This window comes from Amycolatopsis sp. La24 (assembly GCF_029087445.1).
GTDB classification, from domain to species: domain Bacteria; phylum Actinomycetota; class Actinomycetes; order Mycobacteriales; family Pseudonocardiaceae; genus Amycolatopsis; species Amycolatopsis nivea.
The window spans coordinates 1-24,637 of sequence record NZ_JARACH010000066.1 but is presented as its reverse complement, the minus strand read 5'-3'; the positions used below and the strand labels follow the sequence as shown (position 1 = coordinate 24,637).

Annotated in this window: 23 protein-coding genes; 13 read left to right on the top strand and 10 right to left on the bottom strand. The window is 69.8% G+C overall.

Annotation, left to right across the window (positions count from 1 at the left end):
- Positions 1-22: 22 nt before the first annotated feature.
- Complete coding sequence (locus tag PUT80_RS38485) at positions 23-1,417, bottom strand: NAD(P)/FAD-dependent oxidoreductase (protein ID WP_275295075.1); 1,395 nt, start codon at positions 1,415-1,417, stop codon at positions 23-25.
- Between the two features lie 145 nt (positions 1,418-1,562).
- Between PUT80_RS38485 and PUT80_RS38480 the strand changes: the two genes are divergently transcribed.
- Positions 1,563-2,270, top strand: coding sequence for a histone-like nucleoid-structuring protein Lsr2 (locus PUT80_RS38480; RefSeq protein ID WP_275295074.1), 708 nt, complete (start codon positions 1,563-1,565; stop codon positions 2,268-2,270).
- A 78-nt stretch (positions 2,271-2,348) separates the two neighbouring features.
- On the opposite strand, the gene PUT80_RS38475 is transcribed toward PUT80_RS38480, so the two are convergent.
- The 3 genes from PUT80_RS38475 to PUT80_RS38465 are packed head-to-tail and all read right to left on the bottom strand — an operon-like array spanning position 2,349 to position 4,170.
- Positions 2,349-3,077: a lipoate--protein ligase family protein gene (locus PUT80_RS38475; protein ID WP_037820464.1), complete on the bottom strand. Its 729-nt coding sequence runs from the start codon at positions 3,075-3,077 to the stop codon at positions 2,349-2,351.
- 45 nt (positions 3,078-3,122) lie between these two features.
- Complete coding sequence (locus tag PUT80_RS38470; protein WP_037820462.1) at positions 3,123-3,524, bottom strand: VOC family protein; 402 nt, start codon at positions 3,522-3,524, stop codon at positions 3,123-3,125.
- Positions 3,525-3,528: 4 nt separating this feature from the next.
- Positions 3,529-4,170 (bottom strand): TetR family transcriptional regulator, encoded by a 642-nt coding sequence (locus PUT80_RS38465; protein ID WP_235146962.1) that lies wholly within the window; start codon positions 4,168-4,170, stop codon positions 3,529-3,531.
- 128 nt (positions 4,171-4,298) lie between these two features.
- On the opposite strand from PUT80_RS38465, the gene PUT80_RS38460 reads away from it, so the two are divergent.
- The 8 genes from PUT80_RS38460 to PUT80_RS38425 all read left to right on the top strand — a co-directional run bounded on the left by PUT80_RS38460 (position 4,299) and on the right by PUT80_RS38425 (position 12,664).
- Positions 4,299-5,387, top strand: coding sequence for a ferredoxin reductase (locus tag PUT80_RS38460; RefSeq protein WP_275295073.1), 1,089 nt, complete (start codon positions 4,299-4,301; stop codon positions 5,385-5,387).
- A 17-nt stretch (positions 5,388-5,404) separates the two neighbouring features.
- Complete coding sequence (locus PUT80_RS38455; RefSeq protein WP_275295072.1) at positions 5,405-6,514, top strand: acyl-CoA desaturase; 1,110 nt, start codon at positions 5,405-5,407, stop codon at positions 6,512-6,514.
- Between the two features lie 8 nt (positions 6,515-6,522).
- Complete coding sequence (locus PUT80_RS38450) at positions 6,523-6,741, top strand: hypothetical protein (protein WP_037820457.1); 219 nt, start codon at positions 6,523-6,525, stop codon at positions 6,739-6,741.
- Positions 6,742-6,837: 96 nt separating this feature from the next.
- Complete coding sequence (locus PUT80_RS38445) at positions 6,838-8,430, top strand: sensor domain-containing protein (protein ID WP_343076914.1); 1,593 nt, start codon at positions 6,838-6,840, stop codon at positions 8,428-8,430.
- 24 nt (positions 8,431-8,454) lie between these two features.
- Complete coding sequence (locus PUT80_RS38440) at positions 8,455-9,099, top strand: response regulator transcription factor (RefSeq protein WP_275295070.1); 645 nt, start codon at positions 8,455-8,457, stop codon at positions 9,097-9,099.
- Between the two features lie 16 nt (positions 9,100-9,115).
- Positions 9,116-9,526, top strand: coding sequence for a YjbQ family protein (locus PUT80_RS38435; RefSeq protein ID WP_134669575.1), 411 nt, complete (start codon positions 9,116-9,118; stop codon positions 9,524-9,526).
- A 30-nt stretch (positions 9,527-9,556) separates the two neighbouring features.
- A complete protein-coding gene (locus tag PUT80_RS38430; protein ID WP_343076915.1) occupies positions 9,557-10,258 on the top strand; it encodes a haloacid dehalogenase-like hydrolase in 702 nt (233 codons plus the stop codon).
- Between the two features lie 234 nt (positions 10,259-10,492).
- A complete protein-coding gene (locus tag PUT80_RS38425) occupies positions 10,493-12,664 on the top strand; it encodes a DUF2156 domain-containing protein (RefSeq protein ID WP_275295068.1) in 2,172 nt (723 codons plus the stop codon).
- Here PUT80_RS38425 and PUT80_RS38420 read toward each other — a convergent pair.
- Entirely contained in the window at positions 12,604-13,581 is a 978-nt protein-coding gene (locus tag PUT80_RS38420) for a hypothetical protein (protein WP_275295067.1), read from the bottom strand. The genes PUT80_RS38425 and PUT80_RS38420 overlap by 61 nt on opposite strands.
- Positions 13,582-13,586: 5 nt before the next feature.
- On the bottom strand, positions 13,587-15,335 hold the full coding sequence (locus PUT80_RS38415; protein ID WP_275295066.1) for a proline--tRNA ligase: 1,749 nt from the start codon (positions 15,333-15,335) through the stop codon (positions 13,587-13,589).
- 124 nt (positions 15,336-15,459) lie between these two features.
- Here PUT80_RS38415 and PUT80_RS38410 point away from each other — a divergent pair, with 124 nt between their 5' ends.
- Positions 15,460-15,816, top strand: a complete 357-nt coding sequence (locus PUT80_RS38410) for a VOC family protein (protein WP_043834320.1) — start codon at positions 15,460-15,462, stop codon at positions 15,814-15,816.
- Positions 15,817-16,268: 452 nt separating this feature from the next.
- On the opposite strand, the gene PUT80_RS38405 is transcribed toward PUT80_RS38410, so the two are convergent.
- Complete coding sequence (locus PUT80_RS38405) at positions 16,269-17,234, bottom strand: GNAT family N-acetyltransferase (protein ID WP_275295065.1); 966 nt, start codon at positions 17,232-17,234, stop codon at positions 16,269-16,271.
- A 65-nt stretch (positions 17,235-17,299) separates the two neighbouring features.
- Here PUT80_RS38405 and yaaA point away from each other — a divergent pair, with 65 nt between their 5' ends.
- The gene (gene yaaA / locus PUT80_RS38400; RefSeq protein WP_238607742.1) at positions 17,300-18,043 is read left to right on the top strand and encodes a peroxide stress protein YaaA; all 744 of its coding nucleotides are present in this window, start codon (positions 17,300-17,302) and stop codon (positions 18,041-18,043) included.
- 207 nt (positions 18,044-18,250) lie between these two features.
- Here yaaA and PUT80_RS38395 read toward each other — a convergent pair whose 3' ends face one another.
- Both PUT80_RS38395 and PUT80_RS38390 read right to left on the bottom strand, forming a co-directional pair.
- Complete coding sequence (locus PUT80_RS38395; protein WP_275295064.1) at positions 18,251-19,339, bottom strand: FAD-dependent oxidoreductase; 1,089 nt, start codon at positions 19,337-19,339, stop codon at positions 18,251-18,253.
- A 4-nt stretch (positions 19,340-19,343) separates the two neighbouring features.
- On the bottom strand, positions 19,344-20,891 hold the full coding sequence (locus PUT80_RS38390; RefSeq protein WP_275295063.1) for an NAD(P)/FAD-dependent oxidoreductase: 1,548 nt from the start codon (positions 20,889-20,891) through the stop codon (positions 19,344-19,346).
- An 83-nt stretch (positions 20,892-20,974) separates the two neighbouring features.
- On the opposite strand from PUT80_RS38390, the gene PUT80_RS38385 reads away from it, so the two are divergent.
- Positions 20,975-21,961 (top strand): aldo/keto reductase, encoded by a 987-nt coding sequence (locus PUT80_RS38385; RefSeq protein ID WP_275295062.1) that lies wholly within the window; start codon positions 20,975-20,977, stop codon positions 21,959-21,961.
- An 85-nt stretch (positions 21,962-22,046) separates the two neighbouring features.
- Here PUT80_RS38385 and PUT80_RS38380 read toward each other — a convergent pair whose 3' ends face one another.
- Positions 22,047-22,649, bottom strand: a complete 603-nt coding sequence (locus tag PUT80_RS38380) for a TetR/AcrR family transcriptional regulator (RefSeq protein WP_037820363.1) — start codon at positions 22,647-22,649, stop codon at positions 22,047-22,049.
- Positions 22,650-22,741: 92 nt separating this feature from the next.
- Between PUT80_RS38380 and PUT80_RS38375 the strand changes: the two genes are divergently transcribed.
- The gene (locus tag PUT80_RS38375) at positions 22,742-24,256 is read left to right on the top strand and encodes an FAD-dependent oxidoreductase (RefSeq protein WP_275295061.1); all 1,515 of its coding nucleotides are present in this window, start codon (positions 22,742-22,744) and stop codon (positions 24,254-24,256) included.
- The last annotated feature ends 381 nt before the right edge of the window (positions 24,257-24,637 follow it).

The following is a 24,637-nucleotide window of genomic DNA, read 5'->3' as shown; positions in this document are numbered from 1 at the left end:
CGCTACCGGACCGCACCGACATTCAGAGTCCGTAAGCCTCCAGCAGCCGCAGCCACACCTCGCTGATCGTCGGGAACGCGGGGACCGCGTGCCACAACCGGTCCAGCGGCACCTCGCCGACGACCGCGATGGTCGCCGAGTGCAGCAGTTCCGCCACGTCTTGCCCGACGAACGTGACACCCAGCACGACACCGCGTTCGGTGTCGACGACCATGCGCGCTTTGCCCTGGTACCCGTCGGCGTGCAAGGACGAACCGGCGACCGCGATGTCGATGTCCACCACCCGGTCGGCAGATCCGTCGCGCGCCTCGGTCAGGCCGACTGACGTCACCTCCGGGTCGGTGAACACCACTTGCGGCACCGCGTGATGGTCGGCGGTCGCGCTGTAGCGGCTCCACGGTTCGGTCGAGATCTCCTCGCCGCGGGCGCGGGCGGCGACCGAGTCCCCGACGACGCGAGCGGCGTATTTTCCCTGGTGGGTCAGCAAAGCGCGGCCGGTGACGTCGCCCGCGCCGTACAGCCAGCCACCCTCCACAGCGGACACTCGGCCGCTTTCGTCCACCTGGAGCGGGCCGTCGGTGGGCAAACCGAGGACGTCCAGCCCGATTGTGCTGGTCGCGGGCGCGCGGCCGGTGGCGACCAGGAGTTCGTCCACGACGATCTCCCCGCCCTCGGAGAGCTTCAGCCGGGTTCCACCGTCCACACTGGACACTTCACTCAGGCCCGAATTCGCGTGCACGCGGACGCCCGCCTCGCGCAATCCGTCCAGGACCAGGTCTCCGGCGAACTCCGGCAGCCGGGGCAGCGGGCGTTCGCCGGTGATCACGAGGTCGACCTGCGCGCCGAGCCGGGCCCACGCCTGCGCCATCTCGACGCCGACCACGCCGCCGCCGAGCACGCCGAGCCGTCCGGGCACCTCGGTCGCCGACGTCGCTTCCCGCGAACCCCACGGCTTGATGGTGTCCAGACCCGGAATCCGCGGCGTGCGCGGGACGCTGCCGGTGCACACGATCACCGCGTGCCGGGCGGCGAAAACGCGGCCGTCGTCAAGCGTGACCTCGCGTTCTCCGCTGATCCGGCCGTACCCGCGCACGGGTTCGATGCCCGCGCCGCGCGCCCATTCGACCTGGCCGGAGTCGTCGCCCTTGCCGGTGAACCAGTCGCGGCGGGCGAGCGCCTTGCCCGCGTCGAGCGCGTCGCCGATCGGCACTCCGGGCATCCGCTTCGCCGCGGCGAGCAGGTTTCCCGGGCGCAGCAACGCCTTGCTCGGGATGCACGCCCAGTACGAACACTCCCCGCCGAACCGTTCGTGTTCGACCAGGGCCACCTTCAGCCCGCCCATGGCGGCCCGTTCGGCGGCCACTTCCCCGACCGGACCCGCGCCGATGACCACCACGTCGAAAGTCTCTGCTGCCATTGCCCCAGCGCACACCACCGCGCAGGTTCGCGCAAGCCTGCCGGTATTCTCGTACGAGAGCTGCAAGAAACCGGCGGCACCGCGAAATCCGGGTCGTCGCCGTGCCGGTTGCACGCACGACCACGATCGAGCACGGGAGGCTCCCATGGCGAGGAACACTGCTGTCCGCACTCAGGACGACCTGACCGGAGGACGCGCGGCCGAGACCGTCGCGTTCGCGCTGGACGGCATCGAGTACGACATCGACCTCGGCGCCCGCAACGCGGCCGCGCTCCGGCGGTTGCTGGAGCGGTACGCCAAGGCAGGCCGCCGGACGGGCGGGCGGAAGCTGCGGCCGCGGCTCGTCGCCGGGGCGAAGAAGGCCGAGGCGAAGCCGGTGGCGGAGAAGGCCGCCGCGGCGGGCAAGGGCGGGAAAGCCGTTGCTGGCAAGAAGACCGCTGCCGCCGCTACCGCGAAGACCGCGGCGAAGACTGCCCGAACGGGTGGCGCGACCGGGACTGCGCGCAAGACCGCCGCGACCAAGCCGACGAAGACCACCGCGAAGTCGACGAGCGCCGCGGCGACCAAGTCCGCGCCCAAGTCGGCGAAGACCGCCGCGGTCAAGGCTCCCGCCGCGACGACGGCGAAGACCGCGACGGCCAAGGCATCTGTCAAGACTTCGGCTGCCAAGGCACCCGCAGCTGCGAAGACCGCGACCGCCAAAGCACCGGCACCCGCGAAGACCGCCACCGCCAAGGTCTCCGCACCCGCGAAGACCGCCCCGGCGAAGACCGCCGCTCCGGCAACGGCCAAGCCGCGCCGCCGTGCGGCCAGCGCGGTGCCGCAGGTGCTGTTCTCCTCCTCCGCAACCTGATCCGTCCGTGAGGGGAACCCTCAGGGAATCAGATTCCCTCAGGGTTCCCCTCACGCACTTTCGCCCAGGGCAAGGCGATTACGAACGCTGGCGTCCCTCGGCGTGCCAGTCCGGGTATTCGTAGCGGCTCCACAGCAATGCCCGCTGCCGCTCCAACTCCCCCGCCGTCGGTTCGCGCGGCGGGAGCGGGCCGAGGAGTCCCGCCGCGGCCGCGCGGACGGTGTCTTCCACCTCCGCCAGCGGCAGCCGCACCCCGTGGTCGAGCAGGGACGCGACCTTGCTCCGGTGCGAATCCAGCGGCTTCGGGTCCGGCGGCGGGCCGGTGAGGTAAGCGCCGACGCGGGCGGCGTCGGTGTCGACCAGCAGCGTCGAATGCGCCAGCAGCACGTCTTTGGTCCGGAACACCGCGAACCCGCACAGTTTCGCGTCGCCGACGAAGATCCCGCGGTCGCCGATCCTGGCCGGCAGACCGAGTTTCTCCACCGCGGCCGACATCACGAGGCCGAGCATTTCCAGCGGACGCGGCGCAGGGCCGGGCAACACGAGCGTCACGTTGAGATTGCCCGGGTCGTGGAACACCGTGCCGCCGCCGCTGGCCCGCCGCAGCACGGGAACGCCGTCCCGGGCGCATTCGTCCACGCGGACTTCGCGCGCGATTCGCTGGCCGCGGCCGACGACGACGCACACCGGGTTGCGCCACAGCCACACCACCGGCGCGGTCGGCCCCTCGCGCAGCAGCGCCTCGTCGAACGCCAGGTTGAGCACTGGGTCGGTGAATTCGGCTCGGACTTCCGACCCGCTCGGCATAGCGTTCCTCCACGATCTGCTGGACCCCGGGATCGTAGAACAGGCTCAGGAAGCGGCCGGTCCGAGCAGGTCCCAGCGGTTGCCCGCGACGTCGCGGAACACGACGACCTGGCCGTACGGCTCGGTCCGCGGTTCGCCGAGAAACTCGACCCCGGCGTCCCGCATCCGCGCGTAGCTGGCCGCGAAGTCGTCTACCCGCAGGAAAAATCCGACGCGACCGGCGTGCTGGTCGCCGACCGCGCGGGACTGCCGGTCCCCGTCGGCTTGAGCGAGCAGGATGCCGGTTTCGCCGCCGGGCGGGCGGACGACCACCCACCGCTTGGGGCGGCCGTCGTTGGTGAGCGACGGCGAGTCCTCGACCAGGTCGAAGCCGAGCGCGCGGGTGAAGAAGGCGATCGCCTCGTCGTAGTCGTCGACGATGATCGCGGTCAGGTGCAGGAAGGCCATGCCGCTAAGGCTGCCAGTGCGGCACCCCGAGCAGGATCATCCGGAGTCGTTTTTCCGCCGCGGCCAACGTGCGCTCGTCGGCGGCGGTGTCGCCGGGACGGATTTCCAGCAGTTCGGCGACCGTGCCGAGCATCGCGGTGACGATGAGGTCGGCGAGCAGGTGCAGGTCCTCGGTGGGCCAGGTGCGCAGCGGATCGAAGCGCGCCAGGTCCAGGGCGAGGTCGCTGGAGAACATCCGCATCTCGACCGCGATCGCCCGGGACACCGCGCCGGCGCCGGCGTAACGCTCGCGCGTGACGAACCGGAAGTGGTCCTCGTGCTCGCGGACGTGCCGGTGCAGCGTGTGCACCGAAGCCCGGATCATCCCGCCGTAGCCGCTCTGCTCGGTGCGCGCGCCGCGAAGCAGGCCGCGCAGCGTGCGCGTGGTCTCCTCGACCAGCGCGACGCCGAGCTCCTCCATCGACGAGAAATGCCGGTAGAACGCCGTCGGCACGATGCCCGCGCCCTTCGCGACCTCGCGCAGCGAAAGGCTGGCGAAACTCCGGTCGGCGAGCAGGTCGAGCGCCGCGTCGAGCAGCGCCTGACGGGTGCGCTGTTTGCGCTCCTGCCGGCTCACCGGGCCGGCCGGCTCCTCGGCTGCGGACACGTCGAGCAGCGTACTGGCGATCGCCGCATGGCCCACGTCACATCACCTCGCTTCCGCGTTGACAGGCCCCGGGGCCTTGCCCCCACACTAGTCAGTGTACGACTGTGCACTCAACTTCTGGAGGGGTGATGACCGCACTGCTCCCGCGCCGCGTGCGCGGACTCGTCTCGCTCGCCGAGGCGCTGCTCACCCCGCACGGCGCGGACCGGTACCTCGAACTGGTCGACCCGATGCTGGTGCGGCGCGAGATCCGCGGCCGCGTCACCGCCGTGCGGCATCAGACGCCGGACACCGTCACCTTCACGGTGCGCCCGAGCCGGGCGTGGCAGGGCTTCCGCGCCGGCCAGTACGTGCGGATGCAGGTGGAGATCGACGGCGTGCGCCGGACCCGCTGCTACTCGCCGTGCGGCGCGCAGGGCAGCGGTGACCTGGAGTTCACCGTGAAAGCCGACCCGAAAGGCCTGGTGTCGCGGCATCTGCAGGACACCGCCGTCGGCGCGGTGGTCGGCCTTTCGCCGGCGGACGGCGAGTTCACCCTGCCGTCGCCGCGGCCGGACCGGATCGTGCTGATGAGCGGCGGCAGCGGGATCACGCCGGTGCTCGCGATGGCCCGGACGCTCGTCGCCGAGGGACATCCCGGCGAGGTCGTGTTCCTGCACTACTCGAACACCCCCGCGGACGCGCTCTACCGGGCGGAACTCGCCGAACTCGCCGCCCGGCACCCGGCGTTCCGCGTGGTCCACGCGCACACCCACGCCCGCCGCGGCGGCGACCTGCACGGCCTGTTCTCCGTCAAGCACCTGGAGAAGGCCGCACCGTGGTTCCGCGAGGCCGAGACGTTCCTCTGCGGCCCGGCTCCGCTGATGGCCGCCGCGCGTGAACTCTTCGAAAACGAAGGGTTGAGTGCACAACTGCACACCGAAGAGTTCACGGCAGCGCCGCTGACCTTCTCCGCGGAGGCCGCCGAAGGCCGAGTGCGCTTCGCCCGCAGCGGCCGGGAGTGCGACAACTCCGGCAAGCCGCTGCTCGAACAGGCCGAGGACGCGGGCCTGACGCCGGAGCACGGGTGCCGGATGGGCATCTGCTTCTCCTGCACGCAGCTCAAAACCGCCGGCCGCGTCCGCAACGCCCGCACCGGCGAGGTCTCCGGCGAGGAGAACGAAGAAATCCAGCTCTGCGTCAGCGTCCCCGTCGGGGACGTCGAAATCGACGCCTGACCACCGGAGGAAGCATCATGACCGGTCTGCAGGACCGCCTGACCCCCGAACAGGTCGAGGAATTCGGCCGGGAACTCGACGCGCTGCGCCAGCGGATCGTCGACGACCTCGGCGAGGAAGACCTCGAGTACATCCGCAAGATCATCAAAACCCAGCGCGCGCTGGAGGTGACCGGCCGCGGCCTGCTGTTCGCCGGCTTCCTGCCGCCCGCGTGGCTGGCCGGCGTCGCGGCGCTGTCCGCGGCGAAGATCCTGGACAACATGGAGATCGGCCACAACGTGATGCACGGCCAGTACGACTGGACGCGCATCCCGGAGCTGAGCTCGCAGCGCTTCGAATGGGACACCGTCGCGCCGGCGGAGAACTGGCGGCATTCGCACAACTACATCCACCACACGTACACGAACATCGTCGACAAGGACCGCGACGTCGGCTACGGAATCCTCCGGATGGACCCGGCGCAGAAGTGGCATCCGTACTACCTGGGCAACCCGGTGTACGCGACGCTGCTCGCGCTGCTGTTCCAGTGGGGCGTGATGCTGCACGACCTGGAGGTCGAGCGGGTCGTGAAGGGCGAGCGGACCTGGGCGGAGAACGTGCCGGTGCTGCGCCGGATCGTCCGCAAGGCGTCGCGCCAGATCGGCAAGGACTACGTCCTGTTCCCGCTGCTCACCGGCCCGCTGGCGCCGCTGACGCTGCTGGGCAACGCGAGCGCCAACCTGGTCCGCAACCTGTGGGCGTTCTCGATCATCTTCTGCGGCCACTTCCCGGCGGACGTCGAGAGCTTCACCGAGGAGGAAACGGAGAACGAATCGCGCGGCCAGTGGTACCTGCGCCAGATCCTGGGCTCCGCGAACATCACCGGCGGCCCGCTGTTCCACGTCCTGTCGGGGAACCTGTCGCACCAGATCGAACACCACCTGTTCCCGGACCTGCCCGCCCGCCGCTACCCGCAGATCGCGGACGAGGTGCGGGAAATCTGCGAACGCTACGGCCTGCCCTACAACACCGGCCCCCTGCGCAAGCAGCTGTGGTCGGTAGCGAAGAAGATCGCGCGGCTGGCCCTCCCCGGAAAACCGGCGGCGCCCGCTACCGTGGACCCGGAACGGCAACTCCGAGCAGCCTGAGGAAGCCCATGGTCGGCCCATTCGAAAGTGGCAAGGACACCGTGCAGGAGCTGACGGAGTCCGCAGCCACCCACATCGGCAACATCGCCACGATCATCACGGGAGCAGTCCGCGACATAGCCCGCGAAACCGGCGACTGGTTCACGGACATGATCGAAATGCGCGAAGCAGCCCAACGCGCAAAAGAAGACGACCCCCGCCTGAACCAGCCCCCCAACACAGACTGACGCCAGAAGTACGTGAGGGGAACCCCGAGGAACTCTGATTCCCTCAGGGTTCCCCTCACGCCCCGCTCGCCCCGCGCTCGCCGAGATGCCGCCCCAATGTGGCATTGGGTGCATCCCACGCACCGAACGCCACATTGGGTGCGTCACATGCACCCAATGCCACATTGGGGCGCTACCCCCACCACCAGCCGCAGCCGGTGCACCCAACGAGCGAGGCACCCAGCCCCTCCCCCGCACCCCGATACGAAGCTCCCCTGCACAATCAAGCTTCGGGGTGCCCCACGCACACCCGAACCAATGTCGCCCCCAGGCGACGAGGTAGGGCTATCCCCCGCCCCACCACACAGGCCACCCCGCTACCCGCCACTCATACAACCGGGCAAACTCACCAAGGTGACCACCACCAAGCAACCCCACCCAGGTCACCTAACCCCTGCCCAACTCCGCCACCTCTGGCCAGCCACCCCCCGCCAGACCCTGACCGAAGCAACCTGGATAGCCACCACCGGCCTACTCCCACTACTCTCCGTAATCATCCTCCTAGCAGGAACAACCCTCGGCCTAGCCCTAACCCCGCTCTTCCTAGGCCTCCTAATCCTCACCACGGTCCTGAAAACCGCCAATCTCCTAGGCAGCCTCCACCGCCGCCTAGCCGCCAAACTCCTCAACCTCCCCCTCCCACCCCCACCGAGAACCGACCTCAAACCCGGCCTCTGGAACTGGCTAACCGCCCGCCTCGCCGACCGAACAGCCTGGCGCTCTGTCGCCTACCTCCTGGTCCGCCTCCCCACCGCCCTCCTGGCCCTCCTGGGCACCGGCACCCTCGGCTTCTACGGCCTGGCCTCCTTCACCTACCCCTTCACCTGGCTCCTCGAGACCAGGCCCGGCCACGGCCTCCCGGTCTTCAACATCCAGAGCGACAACTGGATCGGCTCCCTGGTCTGGTGCGTCTCCGGCATCCTGATCCTGGCCGTCTGGCCCGCCGTGGTGCACCTCGTCGCCGGAGTGGACCGCCTCCTCCTCCGCCTGCTGGTAGCCGACCCAGGCCTGCGCGAACGTGTCCGTTTCCTCGAAGAAACCCGCGCCACCGCCCTGGACGAAGCAGCGGAACAGCTCCGCCGCATCGAACGCGACCTCCACGACGGCGCCCAAGCCCAACTGGTCGCCATGGCCATGAAACTGGGCCTGGCAAAGGAAGAACTGGCCACCGACCAGGTCAACCTCGACCAGATCCGCACCCTGGTCGACGCCGCGCACAGCAACGCCAAACAAGCCCTCACCGAACTGCGCGACCTGGCCCGCGGCATCCATCCCGCAGCACTGGACAAAGGCCTGAGCCTCGCACTGTCCACATTGGCCAGTTCCGCCGATTTCTCCGCGAAAGTCACCGTGGAACTGAGCCGCCGTCCGCCACCGTCGCTGGAAACGATCGTCTACTTCGCCGCCGCCGAACTCATGACCAACGCGTCCAAACACGGTGCCGGACGCTGCACCGTCCTGGTCGAAGACCGCGAAGACGTCTTGCGCCTGACCGTAATCGACCACGGCTCCGGCGGTGCCGCGATCATCCCCGGCGGCGGACTGTCCGGCATCGCCGAACGCCTCCGCCCAGCCGACGGGGAACTGACCGTGTCGAGCCCGCCCGGCGGCCCGACCGTCGTCACCGCCACGCTCCCGCTGCCCCGCTAAACTCGGTGAAATGAGGGGGAAACCGTGCGGATCGTGATCGCGGAGGACTCGGCCATCCTGCGCCAGGGTCTCGTCGAATTGCTGGGCCTGCGCGGCCACGAGGTAGTCGCGGCGGTGAAGAACGCCGACGACCTCCGCACCGCCGTCCGCGAGCACCGGCCCGATGTGTCCATTGTGGACATCCGGATGCCGCCGACCCACACCGACGAAGGCCTGCGCGCGGCGATCGACCTGCGCGCCGAACGGCCTGGCTGCGCGATCCTGGTGTTCTCGCAGTACGTCGAGACCAACTACGCCAAGCAACTCCTCGCCGGGGAAGCGGGTGCGGTCGGGTATCTGCTGAAGGACCGCGTCGCCGAGGTGTCGGACTTCCTCACCGCGCTGGAACGCGTCGCCGCCGGCGAGACGGTGCTCGATCCGGAAGTCGTCCGCCAGCTGTTCGCGACCACCGGCCAGGCCGGTCCTCTCGCCGAGCTGACGCCGCGCGAACGCGAGATCCTCGGGTTGATGGCGCAGGGCCGGTCGAACTCAGCGATCGCGGCGGAGGCGTTCCTGTCCGCGGGCTCGGTCGAAAAGTACGTGACGAGCATCTTCGGCAAGCTGGGCCTGCCGCCGTCGGACGGGCACAACCGGCGCGTCCTCGCCGCGCTCCGCTATCTCGATTCCTGACGCCTAAGCTGACGGGATGTACTCCACCGAGATCGAGGTGCACACCGGCAACGCCGCGGTCGTGCACAACCTGACCCGGGAAGCGGAGAAGTTCCTGCGCGACGCCGACGCCACCGACGGCCTGCTGCACGTGTGGGTGCCGCACGCGACGGCCGGGCTCGCGGTGCTGGAAACCGGCGCGGGCAGCGACGACGACCTCCTCGCCGCGCTCGACGACCTGCTCCCCCGCGACAACCGCTGGCGCCACCAGCACGGCACCGGCGGACACGGCCGCGACCACGTGCTCCCGGCGTTCCTCCCGCCGTACGCGACCGTGCCGGTACTCGGCGGCGTGCTGCTGCTCGGAACCTGGCAGTCGGTGTGCCTGGTGGACACGAACGTCGACAACCCCGTCCGCCGGGTCCGCTTCAGCTACCTCACCGGCTGAGCCCGCCGTAGCATCGCGGACGTGACAGCCATTCGCACGCACCGGCTGGTGCTCTGGGACATCGACCACACGCTCGTCGACTACACCGGGCTGGGGATCGGCTGGTACGGCACCGCGCTCGCCGCCGCGACCGGCACGGAGTTCCGCACGCCCCCGGACTTCGGCGGCCGGACCGAACGCGCGATCACCGCCGACGTGTTGGCGATGCACGGCATCGAGCCGGACGAGGAAACCATCCAGCGGATGTGGCGGGAGCTGATCGCGGCCGTCGAACGCGCCCGGGAAACGCTGCCCGAGGAAGGCCGGGCGCTCGACGGCGCGGCGGCCGTGCTCGCCGACTTCGCCGGCCGCGAGGGCGTCGTGCAGAGCCTCATCACCGGTAACCTGCCGGAGATCTCGCTGCACAAGCTCGCCGCGCTCGGTCTCGACGAACATCTCGATCTGGAGATCGGCGGCTACGGCTCGCTTTCAGCCCGCCGCGCAGATCTCGTTCCACACGCCGTCAAAGCGGCGGAAACGAAGCATGGCACGGAATTTCCTGCCGAATCCGTAGTGATTCTCGGGGACACGCCGCACGACGTCGAGGCCGCGCTCGATTACGGCGCGGTGGCGATCGGCGTCGCTACTGGCCGGTTTTCCGCCGAACAACTGACCGGCGCCGGTGCGCACACGGTTTTGCCGAATCTCGCCGACCTTTCCGCCGTCCGCGCGGCAGTGCTCGGAACGCCGTGAGGCAAGCGACCGGAATCACTCGTTCGGGCGGCTTTCGGCGTCAACCCCTACTCCGGGTCGGAGGCGCCGCTTACTAGCCGAACGCCAGCCCCTTTTCGCTGGTGAGAGCGTTGCCGCACACCGCGGGTCAGTCTTGGGACCAGGGTCGGGTCCCCCTGGGGTAGCAGTCCCTTAGGGGGAGAAGTAGGTCCGACGGCCGATGACCGCTTAAGATCGCCGCGCCAAACTTTCCCCATGACGATCGCACAGGGGGGAACCGGCCTCACGGCCGGAGAGGCACGCGGGCGGCTAGCAGTGCTGTGGCACCGGATTCCGTTCACGACGACCGTGGTGCTCGCCATCTTGATCACCGGCGTCGCGACCGGTTCGCTCTGGCACGCCGCAGAGCACCAGCACGCTTTCCACTATTACGCCTACGGCCTTCCCTCGCTCGAACACGGACGCTGGTGGACGCTGTTCACCGGCCCGTTCTACGCCCTGCGCCCGTGGTTCTACCTGCCGATGGCGGGCAGTTTCGCGCTGATGGCCGGATTCGCCGAATGGCACCTCGGCACCCGGCGGGCGATGGCGGTGACCATCGGCGGACAATTGGTGTCGACGGTCGTGGCGGTGCAGTTCCTCGAGCTTTCCCGCAATTCCGGCTGGGCCTGGGCCGACCGGATCGCCGGCACTCTCGACGTCGGCTTCTCCGGCGGTGCGCTCGCCGCGATCGCCATCACCAGCGCGACCCTGCGGACGCCGTGGCGGCTGCGCCTGCGAGCCGGGCTGTGCGTGTACGCCGGGGTGGCGATCGTCTATGTCGGCACGCTCGCCGATCTCGTGCATTTCTTCGCACTCGTTCTCGCGCTTCCGCTGGGCCGACGCCTCGCCGGACCCGCCGCACGCAACGCCAACAAGCCGTCGCTGCGCGAATGGCGACTGCTCGCGTCGGCCGGGCTGGTGCTGCTGGTCGTCGCCGAAGTGGTGATGTGGCTGGTGCCCGGCGACGGACCGTTCGGCTCGTCCGACTCGATCTCGATGTCCGGCAACGAACTCATCCCGCTGTGCCTCATCGCGGTGCCGATCCTCAACGGGCTGCGCCGGGGTTCGCGGTTCGCCTGGCGGTGCGCGATCACGCTGTGCGTGCTCGCCGCGTCGCAGATGGCGGTGCTGGCCGGAGTCGTCGCGATCACGCAGGTCGTCCGGCAGGAAGCCGAACTCAGCAATCCGCCGCTGTTCATTGTGGACAATCTCTTGTGGGGCGTGGAACTGGTGCTGCTGATCTCCGCGCGGCGCGCGTTCCGCGTGCCCTCGCGGCGCAGGCGGCGCAAGCTGTTCCGCGGCGGCCCGGACCCGGCCTTCGCCCGGCTTCTGCTGGGCCGCAACGGCGGCAGCACCATCTCGTGGATGACGACGTGGCCGCAGAACACCTACTTCGTCGCGTCCGACGGTGCTTCGTACCTGGCCTACCAGCGCCACGCCGGCGTCGCGGTGGCGCTCGGCGACCCGGTCGCGCCGGACGGGACGAGCGACCGCACGCTGCGGGAATTCGCCGCGATGTGCGAGAACACCGGGCTCGTGCCGTGCGTTTTCTCGGCGACCGCGGGAACCGCCGCGCAGACCGCGAAACTGGGCTGGCAGCACGTGCAGGTCGCCGAGGACACGTTGGTGGACTTGGAAAACCTCGAATTCCGCGGCAAGGCCTGGCAGGACGTGCGGACCGCGCTGAACCGCGCGAAGAAGGACGGGATCGAGTTCCGGCTCGTGCGGCTGGCCGAGCAGCCGTGGTCGATCCGCGACCAGGTGCGCGCGCTGTCCGAGGAGTGGATCTGCGACAAGGGCCTGCCGGAAATGGGCTTCACGCTCGGCGGCGTGGACCAGGCGATGGACCCGGCGACCCGGGTCGGCCTCGCGGTCGACGCCGACGGCACGGTGCACGGCGTGACGTCGTGGCTGCCGGTGCACACCGGCGACGGCGAGGTCGGCGGCTGGACGCTCGACGTGATGCGCCGCCGCACCGGCGGATTCCGGCCGGTGATGGAGTTCCTGATCGCCTCGGCCTGCCTGGAGTTCCGCGAGGAGGGCGCGCAGTTCGTGTCGCTCTCGGGCGCGCCGCTGGTCCGCAGCAACGACAGCACGCCGCGGCAGATGGTCGACCGGATGCTGGACGCGCTGGGCTCGATGATGGAGCCGTACTACGGATTCCGTTCCCTGCACGCGTTCAAGGCGAAGTTCCAGCCGCGGCACGAGCCGCTGTACCTCGCTTACCGCGACGAGGCCGATCTGCCGCGGATCGGGATCGCGCTCGGCCGCGCGTATCTGCCGAACGCCGGGCTGAGGGACTTCGCGAAGCTGGCGCTGCGCCGTCAGCGCGTGGTCGGCGGCGGCGTGGTCGTGGACCGGTCCGCGGCCGGGACGCCGCGGTAACTGTGCAGAATCCGGACGAGGTCGTCCCGGGACGCGGATCCCGGGCGGCCTTGTTCGGAATACGCGACCAGCACGGCCGACTTTTCGCCGGCGGTGAGCGCGAGCGCCCCGACCAGCGCGCTCCTCGGCTGGCACGGCGCGTTGCTCGGGGCGACCTCGGCGACCACGAGCGTGCCCTCGCGGCTTTCGTTCTCGATCTTGACTTCGGTCTTCTCCGGCGCACCAGGCGTCACCTTCGCGGCCGGAGCGCCTTCGCCGGTGTACGCGCTGACGCCCAGGTCGGTGACGGCCTTACGGGCGGCTTCAGCGGCGTCGCTGGTCTTCTCGGTGGTGAAACCCGAGCCGCCGATCTGGCCGACCGGATCTTCCTTGCAGCTGCCCTTGCCGAGGAACGCGCTGGTGGACAGGTTGATGCCGGGCGATCCGGCGACCGGGTCCCAGCCGTGCAGCGTGGTCGGAGCCGGTTCCCAGGACGGCGGCACGTCGTACGCGTAACTGCCGTCCTTGCCCGCCACTGACTGCCATCCCGCGACCACCGGCGGCACGACGACCCGGGGGTCCGGCTGGTAGGTGTACGGGGCGCGCGGAGTGTCGTCCGTGCTGGCGGAATGGCGGCTGTTGGCGGAGAAGACGTTGTAGCCGAACACCCCGATCAGGATGACGATCGGGACCGCCTTGACCAGGCGGAGATTGGTCTTGCGGGGCGTCCCTCGCCGCAACTGCGCCGGGGTGAGGGACTGCCGCATCGGGTCGGCCCGCGGCTCCGGGGCTGGTTCGGACGGCGCCGGGTCCGGTTTCCCGTACCCGGCGCTCGGGAACTTCGGCGCGTCGGACGGCTCGTACCCGCCGAAGCCGCTCAGCGCGGCGTTGTCCCGGTACCCGCCGTCGTCGCGGCGTTTGCGCCCGAACCAGCCCACCGGCTTCAGCCGCGGACGAGCTTCGCGAGGTGGTCGACGACCGAGTCGACGGCGATTTCCTCGCGTTCGCCGGTGCGCCGGTCCTTGACCTCGACCAGCCCGTTCGCGAGGCCACGGCCGACGACGAGGATCGTCGGGACGCCGACCAGCTCCGCGTCGGCGAACTTCACGCCCGGGGTGGCCTTGCGGTCGTCGAGGATGATTTCGAGGCCGGCGGCGTCGAGTTCGGCGGCGATCTTCTCCGCGCCCTCGCGCACCGTCTCGTCCTTGCCCGCGATGACCACGTGCACGTCGAACGGCGACACCTCGCGCGGCCACACGAGGCCCTGCTCGTCGTGGTTCTGCTCGGCGAGCACGGCGACCAGGCGGGAGACGCCGACGCCGTAGGAGCCCATGGTGATGCGGACCGGCTTGGAGTCCGGGCCGAGCGCGTCGACCTCGAAGGCATCGGTGTACTTGCGGCCGAGCTGGAAGATGTGCCCGATCTCGATGCCGCGCGCGGCGACGAGCGTGCCGTGCCCGTCCGGCGACGCGTCGCCCTCGCGCACCTCGGCGGCCTCGATGGTGCCGTCCGGGGTGAAGTCGCGGCCCACGACCAGGTCGAGCACGTGGTGGTCGCGCTCGTCGGCGCCGGTCAGCCAGGCAGTGCCCTCGACCACGCGCGGGTCGACGAGGTAGCGGACCCCGTTCTCCTGCAACGCCTTCGGGCCGATGTAGCCCTTGACGAGGAACGGGTTCTTCGCGAAGTCGGCTTCTTCGAGCAGCTCCACCTCGGCGGGTTCGAGCGCGGCTTCGAGGCGCTTGAAGTCCACCTCGCGGTCGCCCGGGACGCCGATGCCGAGCAGCTCCCACTGCTTCGCGCCCGGCTGGCGCGTCTTGACCAGGACGTTCTTCAGCGTGTCCGCCGCGGTGAACTCGCGGCCGAGCCCGGCGGCGTTGAAGAACGCGACGAGGGTCTCGATGGTCGGCGTGTTCGGCGTGTGGTGCACCTGCGCCTCGGGCAGCCCCTCGATCGGGCGGGCAGCGGGCGCGGGCGTGACGACCGCTTCGACGTTCGCCGCGTAGCCCGACTCGGTGCTGCGGACGAAGGTGTCCTCGCCGTTCTCCGCGACCGCCAGGAACTCCTCGGACGCCGAACCGCCCATCGCGCCGGACGTGGCGGACACGATGACGTACTCGATGCCGAGCCGGTCGAACAGCTTGATGTAGGCGTCCCGGTGCTTCTGGTACGAGCTGGCGAGGCCTTCATCGTCGAGGTCGAAGGAGTAGGAGTCCTTCATGACGAACTCGCGGCCGCGCAGGATGCCCGCGCGGGGACGCGCCTCGTCGCGGTACTTGGTCTGGATTTGGTAGAGCGTGACCGGGAAGTCCTTGTAGGAGCTGTACTCGCCCTTCACGGTGAGCGCGAACAGCTCCTCGTGGGTCGGGCCGAGGAGGTAGTCGGCTCCCTTGCGGTCCTTGAGGCGGAAGAGCGTGTCGCCGTACTCGGTCCAGCGGTTGGTGGCCTCGTAGGGTTCGCGGGGCAGCAGCGCGGGGAACTGGATCTCCTGCGCGCCGATCGCGTTCATCTCCTCGCGCACGGTCTCCTCGACGCGCCGCAGCACGCGCAGCCCGAGCGGCAGCCACGAGTAACCACCCGGGGCGACCCGGCGGACGTAGCCGGCGCGTACCAGCAGCCGGTGGCTGGGTACCTCGGCGTCCGCCGGATCCTCGCGCAGCGTGCGGAGGAACAACGACGACATCCTGGTGATCACTGGGAACTCCCTGCGCTGAGCGGGCCTTAGACGTTTCGCACAGAGTAGTCAACCCCCTGGCCGCGACGCATGCGGGTTATCGGCGGACGCCGTTTTTGTCGGTGGTCGCGGTTAGCGTGCGGGCATGGGTTTGGAAATGGGCATGATCACCGTCGACTGCGCCGAGCCGCAGCGCCTGGCGGAGTTCTGGACGGCGGCGCTGGGCGTTTCGGTGGCCGCGGACTACGGCGAGTTCGTGATGCTGGAGGACCCGGCGTCCGGCGGCCCTCGGCTGGGCTTCCAGCGGGTGCCGGAGCCGCGGGCCGGGAAGAACCGCGTCCACGTGGACTTCGGAGCCGACGACCGGGAAGCCGAGGTCCGGCGGCTGGTGGGGCTGGGTGCGGTGGAGCGGGGAGGGCATTCGGTGCCCGGGCTGGAGTGGACGGTGCTGGAGGATCCGGAGGGGAACGTGTTCTGCGTGTCGGCGAAGGGGGCGCATTGAGGCTGTGGTGAGGGGCCGCGCTGGGCGCGAACGGCGACGGCCCAGCTGGACCGAACGCGACCGGCGGCGGCCTGCGTCCGGCGCCGAACGCGGCTGAACCCACGTCGCACCCGGCTGGACCAGGCGCGGGCGACGGAGCGCCCAACTGCGCGCGGCTAGGCGAGCGCGTCTGGGCCAGCGAGTCTGTGCGAGCGCGTTTGGGCGAGCACGTCTAGGCGGGCGCGTCCGGGCCAGCGGGTCCGCGCGAGCACGTCTGGGCCAGCACGTCTAGGTGGGCGCGTCTGGACCAGCGGGTCTGCGCGAGCACGTCCAAGCGGGCGCGTCTCGACCAGCGGGTCCGCGCGAGCGCGTCTGGTCCAGCGCGGCCGCCAGTCCGCTCAGTCAGCGGGCAACTGCCGTCGGCGTCGGACAGCTCCCCGCTCGCCGCCCCCGCCGCAGCCCCGCACCGGCGGTCAGTCGAGCGGCAGAACGTACCCGTAATTCCGTGCGTCCGTCCGGTACCCGCACCGCTCGTACACCGCGAGCGCGCGATGGGTGTTGTCCACGTCCACCGACAGCGACGACCTCTCGAAACCGGCCGCGCGACCGGCTCCGAGAGTGTGGGCCAGCAAGGCCGACGCCAGTCCTCGCCCGCGGGCCTCCGCCAGGGTCCCGACGTAGTTGACGTGCAGCTCCCGCACCCCGGTCGCCTGTGCGTCCGCCTCGAAGAACGACGACATCACGAACGCCACCACCCGGTCGCGCTCCGGGGAAAGGAGGAGGAACGACAAGTCCGGCTGGAAGTCCTTGCTGTCGCGGAACCGGTGCTTCCACTCGTCGGCCGAAAGCCACGTGCTGCCCCAGTGACCGGCGAACGCGGCGTTGCGCGCGGCGAGAACCAAGGCGTCGTAGCGCTCTTCGCAGGCGACCAGCGGAAGGTCGCCCGGGAGCAGCGGTCCGGCGGGGAGCGAGGTGAGGTCGGCACGCATCTCCACGAAGGTGCGTTCCTGCTTGAACCCGCCGCGTTCGAGGAGCGAGAGGTACCAATGCTCGTTCTCGTGCGCACCGGCGTGGAGTTCGAGCTTCGCGTCCGGAAAGTGCTGCGCGTGGACGCTCCGCGCCGTGCGCACGAGCCACTCCGTCAGCACCGAAGCGACCTCGTCCGTCCGGTACTCCGGGTCGGTCAGCGCCGCCACGTGTGGCTGGTGCACTGGGTCAGCGGCGTCGCGCGGGATGACCAGGGCGTAGCTCACCAGGCGCGAACCGTCCCACGCTCCGATGCTCGCATCGGGCAGGTCGACCGACGGGCCCGACATTTCCTGGCGCACGTCACTCTCGTCCCAATGCTCACCGGTCCGGTCGGTTTCCTCCGCGACCGCGCAGAGCCGGGTGACGGCCTCGACGTCGGCGAGCGCGAGCGGGCGCCAGGTGAGTTCCATGCGGCCAGGGTAAGGACCGGCACACGGCCGCCGCACCTGGATTACCGGGCGGTTACGCTCCGGGGGTGCTGGTGCTCCTCCCCCCTTCAGAAACCAAAGCCGACGGCGGCAAAGGCGCGCCGCTGGACCTGGACGCATTGTCGTTCCCAGAGCTGAACCCAGTGCGCGCCAAACTGGCCGACGCCCTGGTCGAACTCGCGGCGGACGTCCCCGCGAGCCTCGCCGCACTGGGCATCTCCGCGCGCCAAGCGGACGAGGTCACCCGCAACGCCCAGCTCTGGACCTCCCCGACGATGCCCGCCCTGCGCCGCTACACCGGCGTCCTCTACGACGCACTAGACGTCAAAAGCTTCACCCGCGCCGGACTAGCGAAAGCACAACAACGCCTGGCCGTCACGTCTTCCTTGTTCGGCGTCGTAGCGGCAACCGACCCCATCCCCGCCTACCGCCTCTCCGGCGGCAACACGGTCCCCGCGCTGGGAACCGTACGAGGCCTGTGGAAGCCAGTCCTGGAACCGGTACTGCACAACGTAGAAGGCCTGCTGGTAGACCTCCGCTCCGGCACGTACGCAGCCTTCGCAAAGCTTCCGTCGGACGCAGTAACCGTCCGCGTAGTAACCGAAGACGCCAACGGAAACCGCACCACAGTCAGCCACTTCAACAAGGCCTACAAGGGAAAACTGGCAGCAGTACTAGCCACCTCGCGCACCGAACCGTCCACTGTGGACCAGCTAGTACGCGTAATCACCAAAGCAGGCCTAACAGTAGAACGCACAGGCGACCACGCCCTAGAACTACTAACCGACTAACCACCCGCACCGGTACACCCAAAACATCGAGGCACCCAGCCCCTCCCCCGCACCCCGATACGAAGCCTCCCTGCGGTTCGGGGGTGCTTGTCAAGGCATCTTTCCAGCCTTGACAAGCACCCCCGAACCGTCAGCACAATCAAGCTTCGGGGTGCCCCACGCAACCAAGAGGCCAATGTCGCCGCCAGGCGACGAGCCGAACGCAATTCAAGAAAACCTCCCCACCCCAAACCCAGCCAACAACTCCCCAGGAACATCCGCCCCCAAAACCAACTCCGCCACCAACTTCCCGACAAACGGCCCCAACGTAAGCCCAGCCGGCCCAAACCCAGTAGCCAGATACAACCCAGGCGCCACCTGCCCCAGCAACGGCAACCCGTCGGGCGAAACCGGCCGAAACCCCACCCGAGTCTCCACCAACCCCGCACTCCCCAACCCAGGCGCAACCGCCAACGCCTGCTCCAGCACTTCCCGCTGGCCAGCCGCAGTCACCCGATGGTCAAACCCAGCCCCACTCTCCCGAGTAGCCCCAGCCACCACCCGACCACCGGGAAACGCCAGAAGATAATGGCTGCTCCGAGGCAACACCACCGGCCACCCAGCAGTCTCCACCCCAGGCAGATCAAAGTGACTGATCTGCCCCCGCTGTGGCACAACCGGCACCGGCACCCCCAGCGCCTCGGCCACCTCCCCGGACCAAGCCCCAGCGGCAAGCACCACCGCGTCCCCGGAGAGCTCCTCCGCCCCAGCCCGCACCCGCAGCCCAGACTCCAACGCAGCCTCAGCGGTCACGAACTCAACGCCCCGGTCAATCGCCGCGGAGATCAGCGCACGCCGCAGCACCTGCCCGTCCACCCGCCCGGCCCCCGACAGATGCACCGCAGCCAGTTCCGGTGCCAACGGCGGAAAAAGCTCCCGCGCCTGCCCGGCATCAAGCCGCTCGACAGCCCCAGCCTCCGGCGCATCCGCCGCCCGCCCGGCAAGCCGGTCGTAAGCTTCAGTCAGCTCCCCTTCAGAAGCCGACACCACCATCCCGCCGACCACTTCGTACGACGATTCGTGCCCAGCCTCGCTCAATTCGGCTGCCAAAGCCGGGTAATACCGCCCAGCAGCAGCCGCGAGCGGATAGACCGCTTCGTCCCAGGAAGACGTCCAAGGGCTGACGATCCCGGCACCGGCATCGGTCGCCACCCCGGCCCGGTCCGCGTCCACCACGACGACGTCCGCTCCACGCAGCGCCAGGTGGTAAGCCGTCGAAGCCCCGCCGATTCCGCTGCCGATCACGATCACGCGCATGTCTTCACCCTGCCTGTCCGCCGCCGAAACGTCGACCGAGCACCGCCATCGCCGCGTTGTGCCCGGGAATCCCGCTGACCCCGCCGCCCCGGACCGCGCCGGCCCCGCACAGCAACACCCGCTCGTGCCCGGTCTCGACACCCCAGGTCCCCGCCGTCTCGTCATCCCCGTACGGCCACGACAGGTCGCGATGGAAGATGTGCCCGCGCGGCAATCCCAGCTCCGCCTCCAGATCCAGCGGCGTTTTGGCTTCAATACACGGTTTTCCGTCGCCGTCCAGCAGGAGACAGTCCTCGATCGGCTCCGCGAGCACGCTGTCCAGCGACGCCACCGTGGCCCGCAACGCCTCCGCCCGCGCCCTGCCGTTGTCCGCCTCGAACAGCCGAGCAGGCATGTGCAGGCCGAACAACGTCAGTGTCTGCACGCCCGCCGCCCGCTCAGCCGGGCCGAGAATCGACGGATCAGTCAGCGAATGGCAGTAGATCTCGCACGGCGGCACCGTCGGGATCCGGCCCGCCGCAGCTTCCCGGTAAGCAGTTTCGAGCTGGGCAAACGATTCGTTGACGTGGAAAGTCCCGCCGAACGCGTCGCGCGGATCAACCGCCGTGTCCCGCAACCGAGGCAGCCGGCGCAGCACCATGTTCACCTTCAGCTGCGCACCCTCCGGCGACTCCGCGGGCTCTTCGCCGAGCAACCGGGCGAGCGTGCGCGGCGCGACATTCGCCAGCACATGCCCGCCGACCACCACATGTTCCGCATCGCCTGCGCGGTAACGAACTTCTCCGTCCGGCGTCACAGACAGCACCTCCGCGCCGGTGACCAGCGTCGCCCCGGCGCGACGGGCGGCGTCGGCGAGCGCATCGGTGACCGCGCCCATTCCGCCGACCGGGACGTCCCAGTCGCCAGTTCCGTTGCCGATGAGGTGATAGAGCAGGCAACGGTTCTGCCGAAGCTGATCGTCGTCCGCGGCGGCGAAAGTGCCGATCAGCGCGTCCGTGAGCACGACGCCGCGCACGACGTCGTCCTCGAACAGCTCGCGCAGCGTTTCCCCTGCCGGACGCTCGAAAAACGTCGTCCACGCCTCGTCGTCGCCAATCCGTCGACGCAGCTCAGCACGCGTCGGCAACGGCTCGGTCAGCGAATCGAAAGTCGCCTCCGCCACCCGCGCGGCCGAGGCGTAGAAACGTTGCCAGGCCGCATAGTCCTTTGTGGACCCGGTGACCGCGCGGAACGACGCGCCGGTCCGCTCGTCGTCGCCCGTGTCGACAAGGAGACCCGTGTCGACAGCCGGGGTGTAGGACGACATCCGCCGCCTCCGCAGCTGGACATTCAGGCCCAGCTCGGCCGCGATCCGCCGGGGCAGCAGGCTGACCAGGTACGAATAGCGCGAGAGCCGGACGTCCACGCCAGGGAAAGCGCGGAACGACACCGCCGCGCCGCCGATCTCCGCACGCCGTTCGAGCACCAGCACCGACTGTCCGGCCCGGGCCAGAAAGGCAGCGGCGACGAGCCCGTTGTGCCCGCCGCCGACGATCACCGCGTCGTAGTCCACCGCCGCGAGCCTAATGCTTGACCCGGAGCGCGCTCCAGGATTTAGCGTCGCCGGAGACAGGATCCAGCGCAGAAGGAGCGACCATGACCGACGTCCCGACCCGGAACCTCGGCGGCCTGACGGTTTCCGCACAGGGCTTGGGCTGCATGGGAATGAGCCACGGCTACGGCGCGACCGACGACGCGCAGTCGATCGAGACGCTGCGCCACGCCGTCGACCTCGGGGTGAACTTCCTCGACACCTCTGACTTTTACGGCTCCGGACACAACGAGGAACTGATCGGCCGCGCGATCGCCGACCGCCGCGACGAGGTCGTGCTGGCCACGAAATTCGGCATCGCGAACCGCCTCGGCGAACCGACCAAGGTGCGCGGCGACGCCGCCTACGTGCACCAGGCCTGCGACGCCTCGCTGCGACGGCTCGGCATCGACCACATCGACCTGTACTACCTGCACCGAGTCGATCCGGACGTGCCGATCGAGGAAACCGTCGGCGCGATGGCGGAGCTGGTTCAGGCCGGGAAAGTCCGCCATCTGGGGCTTTCCGAGGCGAGCGCGCAGACCGTCCGGCGCGCCCACGCGGTGCACCCGATCGCGGCGCTGCAGAGCGAATGGTCGCTGTGGACCCGCGGCCTGGAGGCGGAAATCGCGCCGGCCTGCCGCGAACTTGGCATCGGCATCGTCCCGTTCTCGCCGCTCGGCCGCGGTTTCCTGACCGGCCGCTACCGCTCCACCGAAACGATGGCGGACAACGACGTGCGCCGCTACCAGCCCCGTTTCGCCGACGGCAACCTCGACCGGAACCTCGCGATCGTGGCGAAGCTGGAGGAGCTGGCCGCCGCGAAGGAGGTCACGACCGGGCAGCTGGCACTCGCGTGGGTGCAGGCGCGCGGCGAGGACGTGGTGCCGATCCCGGGCACGCGGCGGAAGCAGTACCTGGAGGAAAACCTCGCGGCTCTGACGGTAGACCTCACCACCGACGATCTCGCCGCGATCGAGGCGGTCGCCGCGCCGGAGAACTTCGTGGGCGAGCGCTACGACGCCACGCACCTGGCGTTCGTCAACGGCTGACTTGCCGGAGGCGGCGCTGGATTTCCGTCCAGCGCCGCCTCAGCCGCCCCCTGACCGAGGCGAGACCTGGACGCAGCGGCGTGCCTCAGCCGCTGACCAGGCGATCGACCATGTCGAACGCCCGCGTCAACCGCTCCCGGTGCGACGCCGCCAGCTCAGCCAGATCCTCCCCCTCCAGCCGCCGCCGGATCGTCTCCACCGCCACGGTCCGGTAAGCCGCCACCACCAACGCCGCGAGCAGCGTCGAGTCCCCGGAGAACCGCGCGTCCGCGGCCAGTTCCGCGGCCAGTTCGGCTTCCATCTCGTACCCGAAGGCCCGCAGCCGCGCGATCAGTGCGGGCGACTCCGCGACCGTCCGCATCAGCGGCTCGATGTCGCCGCCCACGCCGGACAGCACGTGCCCCTCTTCCTGCAGCGTCAGCGCGAGCTGCCGGAGCGCGTCCACCACGCCGCCAGTCCGTTCGCGGACCGCCGACCGCACCAGGTCGATCGCCTCCGGCAGGCGGTCCAGGAGCAGGTCTTCCTTGCGCTCGAAGTGCGAAAACACCGTCACCTTGGACACCCCGGCCGCGGCGGCGACCTCGGCGATCGTGACCGCGTCGAACCCGCGCTCGAGGAACAGCCCGGTCGCGACCTCGGCGATCCGCGCCCGCGTCTTGGCCCCGCCCCGATCGCCGCGATTGGGCATGAGTCCACCCTTCCGTGTTACGTTTACCTGGTAAGCTTACCCAGTAAGCACACTTGGTTAAGCCGTCAGGCAAGGGTAGAGGGGAGAACGACATGGAGCGGACTGAGGTGATCGTCGCGGGGGCCGGGCCCACCGGGCTGTTCCTCGCCGGGGAGCTGGCGCTGCGCGGGGTGGCAGTGACGGTGCTGGACCGGCTGCCGGAGCCGGACCCGACCATCAAGGCCGGGTCGGTCAACGTCGCGAGCGCCGAACTGCTCGACCGGCGCGGCCTGCTGCCCGCGGCGGAGGCGGCGCAGCGGCGGTTCCTCGCGTCAGTCGGCAAATTCGGCCCCACGGTCGAGGCGGCCAAACGAGGCGGCCGCCGGTTCCTGGCCGCCGGGCACTTCGCCGGTTTCCTGTTCGACAACGACTTGATCGACCAGAGCGATCCCGTGCTCGCCGCGCACCGGGCGGTGTCGAACGGGCTGGGAGTGCCGCAGCAGGAAGTCGAGCAGATGCTCGGCGAACACTGCGCCACGCTGGGTGTCGACCTCCGGCGCGGCGTCGAAGTGCACAGCGTGCGCGCAGCCGACGAGTCCGTGACAGTCGAAACGAGCGCAGGCGAGTTCGCCGCGAGCTGGCTCGTCGCGGCCGACGGCGGACGGAGCGTCATCCGCAAGCAGCTCGGCATCGAGTTCGACGGCACGGATCCGGAAATGACCGGCTACCAGGCCATCGCCGACTTCGAAGACGCGACCGGCCTGCGCCCAGGCTGGACCTGGACACCCCGCGGCGTCTACGCGTACGGCCCGGTCCCCGGCCGCATCTTCCTCAGCCGCTTCCGGCAACCGCCGGAAGACCGCGACGCCCCGGTGTCGGTCGAAGAGCTGCAGGAAGCCGTCCGCGACGTCACCGGTGTCCCGGTCACCATCACCGGAATCCAGGGCCGGGCAACGCGCTTCACCGACAACGCGCGCCAGGCCCGGCACTACCGCCAAGGCCGCGTATTCCTGGCCGGCGACGCGGCACACGTCCACTCGCCACTCGGCGGCCAGGGCCTGAACCTCGGCCTGGGCGACGCGGCAAACCTCGGCTGGAAACTCGCCGCGACCGTCCAAGGCTGGGCACCGGCGGGATTGCTCGACACCTACGAAACCGAACGCCACCCCATCGGCGCAGCAGTGCTCGACTGGACCCGCGCCCAAGTCGCCCTCCTCCGCGGCGACGAACGCACCGAACAACTCCGCACCATCGTCGGCGGCGAACTGCTCCGAGTGCCCGCCGCGATGAACCGCATCGTCGCGCTGTCGTCCGGAATCCTGCAGCACTACAACGTCGCCGACGAGTCCCCCGCCCCAGTCGGGTCGATCGCCGGAGACGTCGACCTGACCTCCGGCTCCCGCCTCGCCGACCACGCCCACGACGGCAGCTTCGTACTCGTCGACCGCTCCCCCGACGGCCGCTTCGCAGTCACCGGCTTGACCGACCGGCTCACCCGCGTAACCGACCCAGCCGACGAACCGAGCCTCCTCGTCCGCCCGGACGGAGTGATCGTGTGGGCCAGTTCCGGAAGCGACGACCAGAAGCTCCTCGACGCCGCCCTTGCGCGATGGGCAGGCGCGAAATGACCAGCCACGCTGTCCAACCGACAAGCCGAGCCCCGAGCCATACGCCAGACCCGGATCCGACACCTGCTCGACTCCGCACTCTGACGGAGGCTGGCACGAAATGACCAGCGGCGCGGGCAGCCGACAAATCCAGCCCCTTCGCCCGCGCAGGACGGAGCGATCCCGTAGGCCGGTCCCGGAAAGTTCCCGGCACCGCGCTCACCCGCTAGGCAGGCACGAAACGATCCGCCACGAAGTCCAGCCGACAAACCAAGCCCCTCCCCGCCCGGATCGCCCAGCCGACCCCCGGAACCGACGACCAGAAGCCCCGCCCCGCGCTCGCACGGCAGACGGGCGCGAAACAGTCCAGTCACGCGGCTCAACCAAGATCGGGAGGGCGAC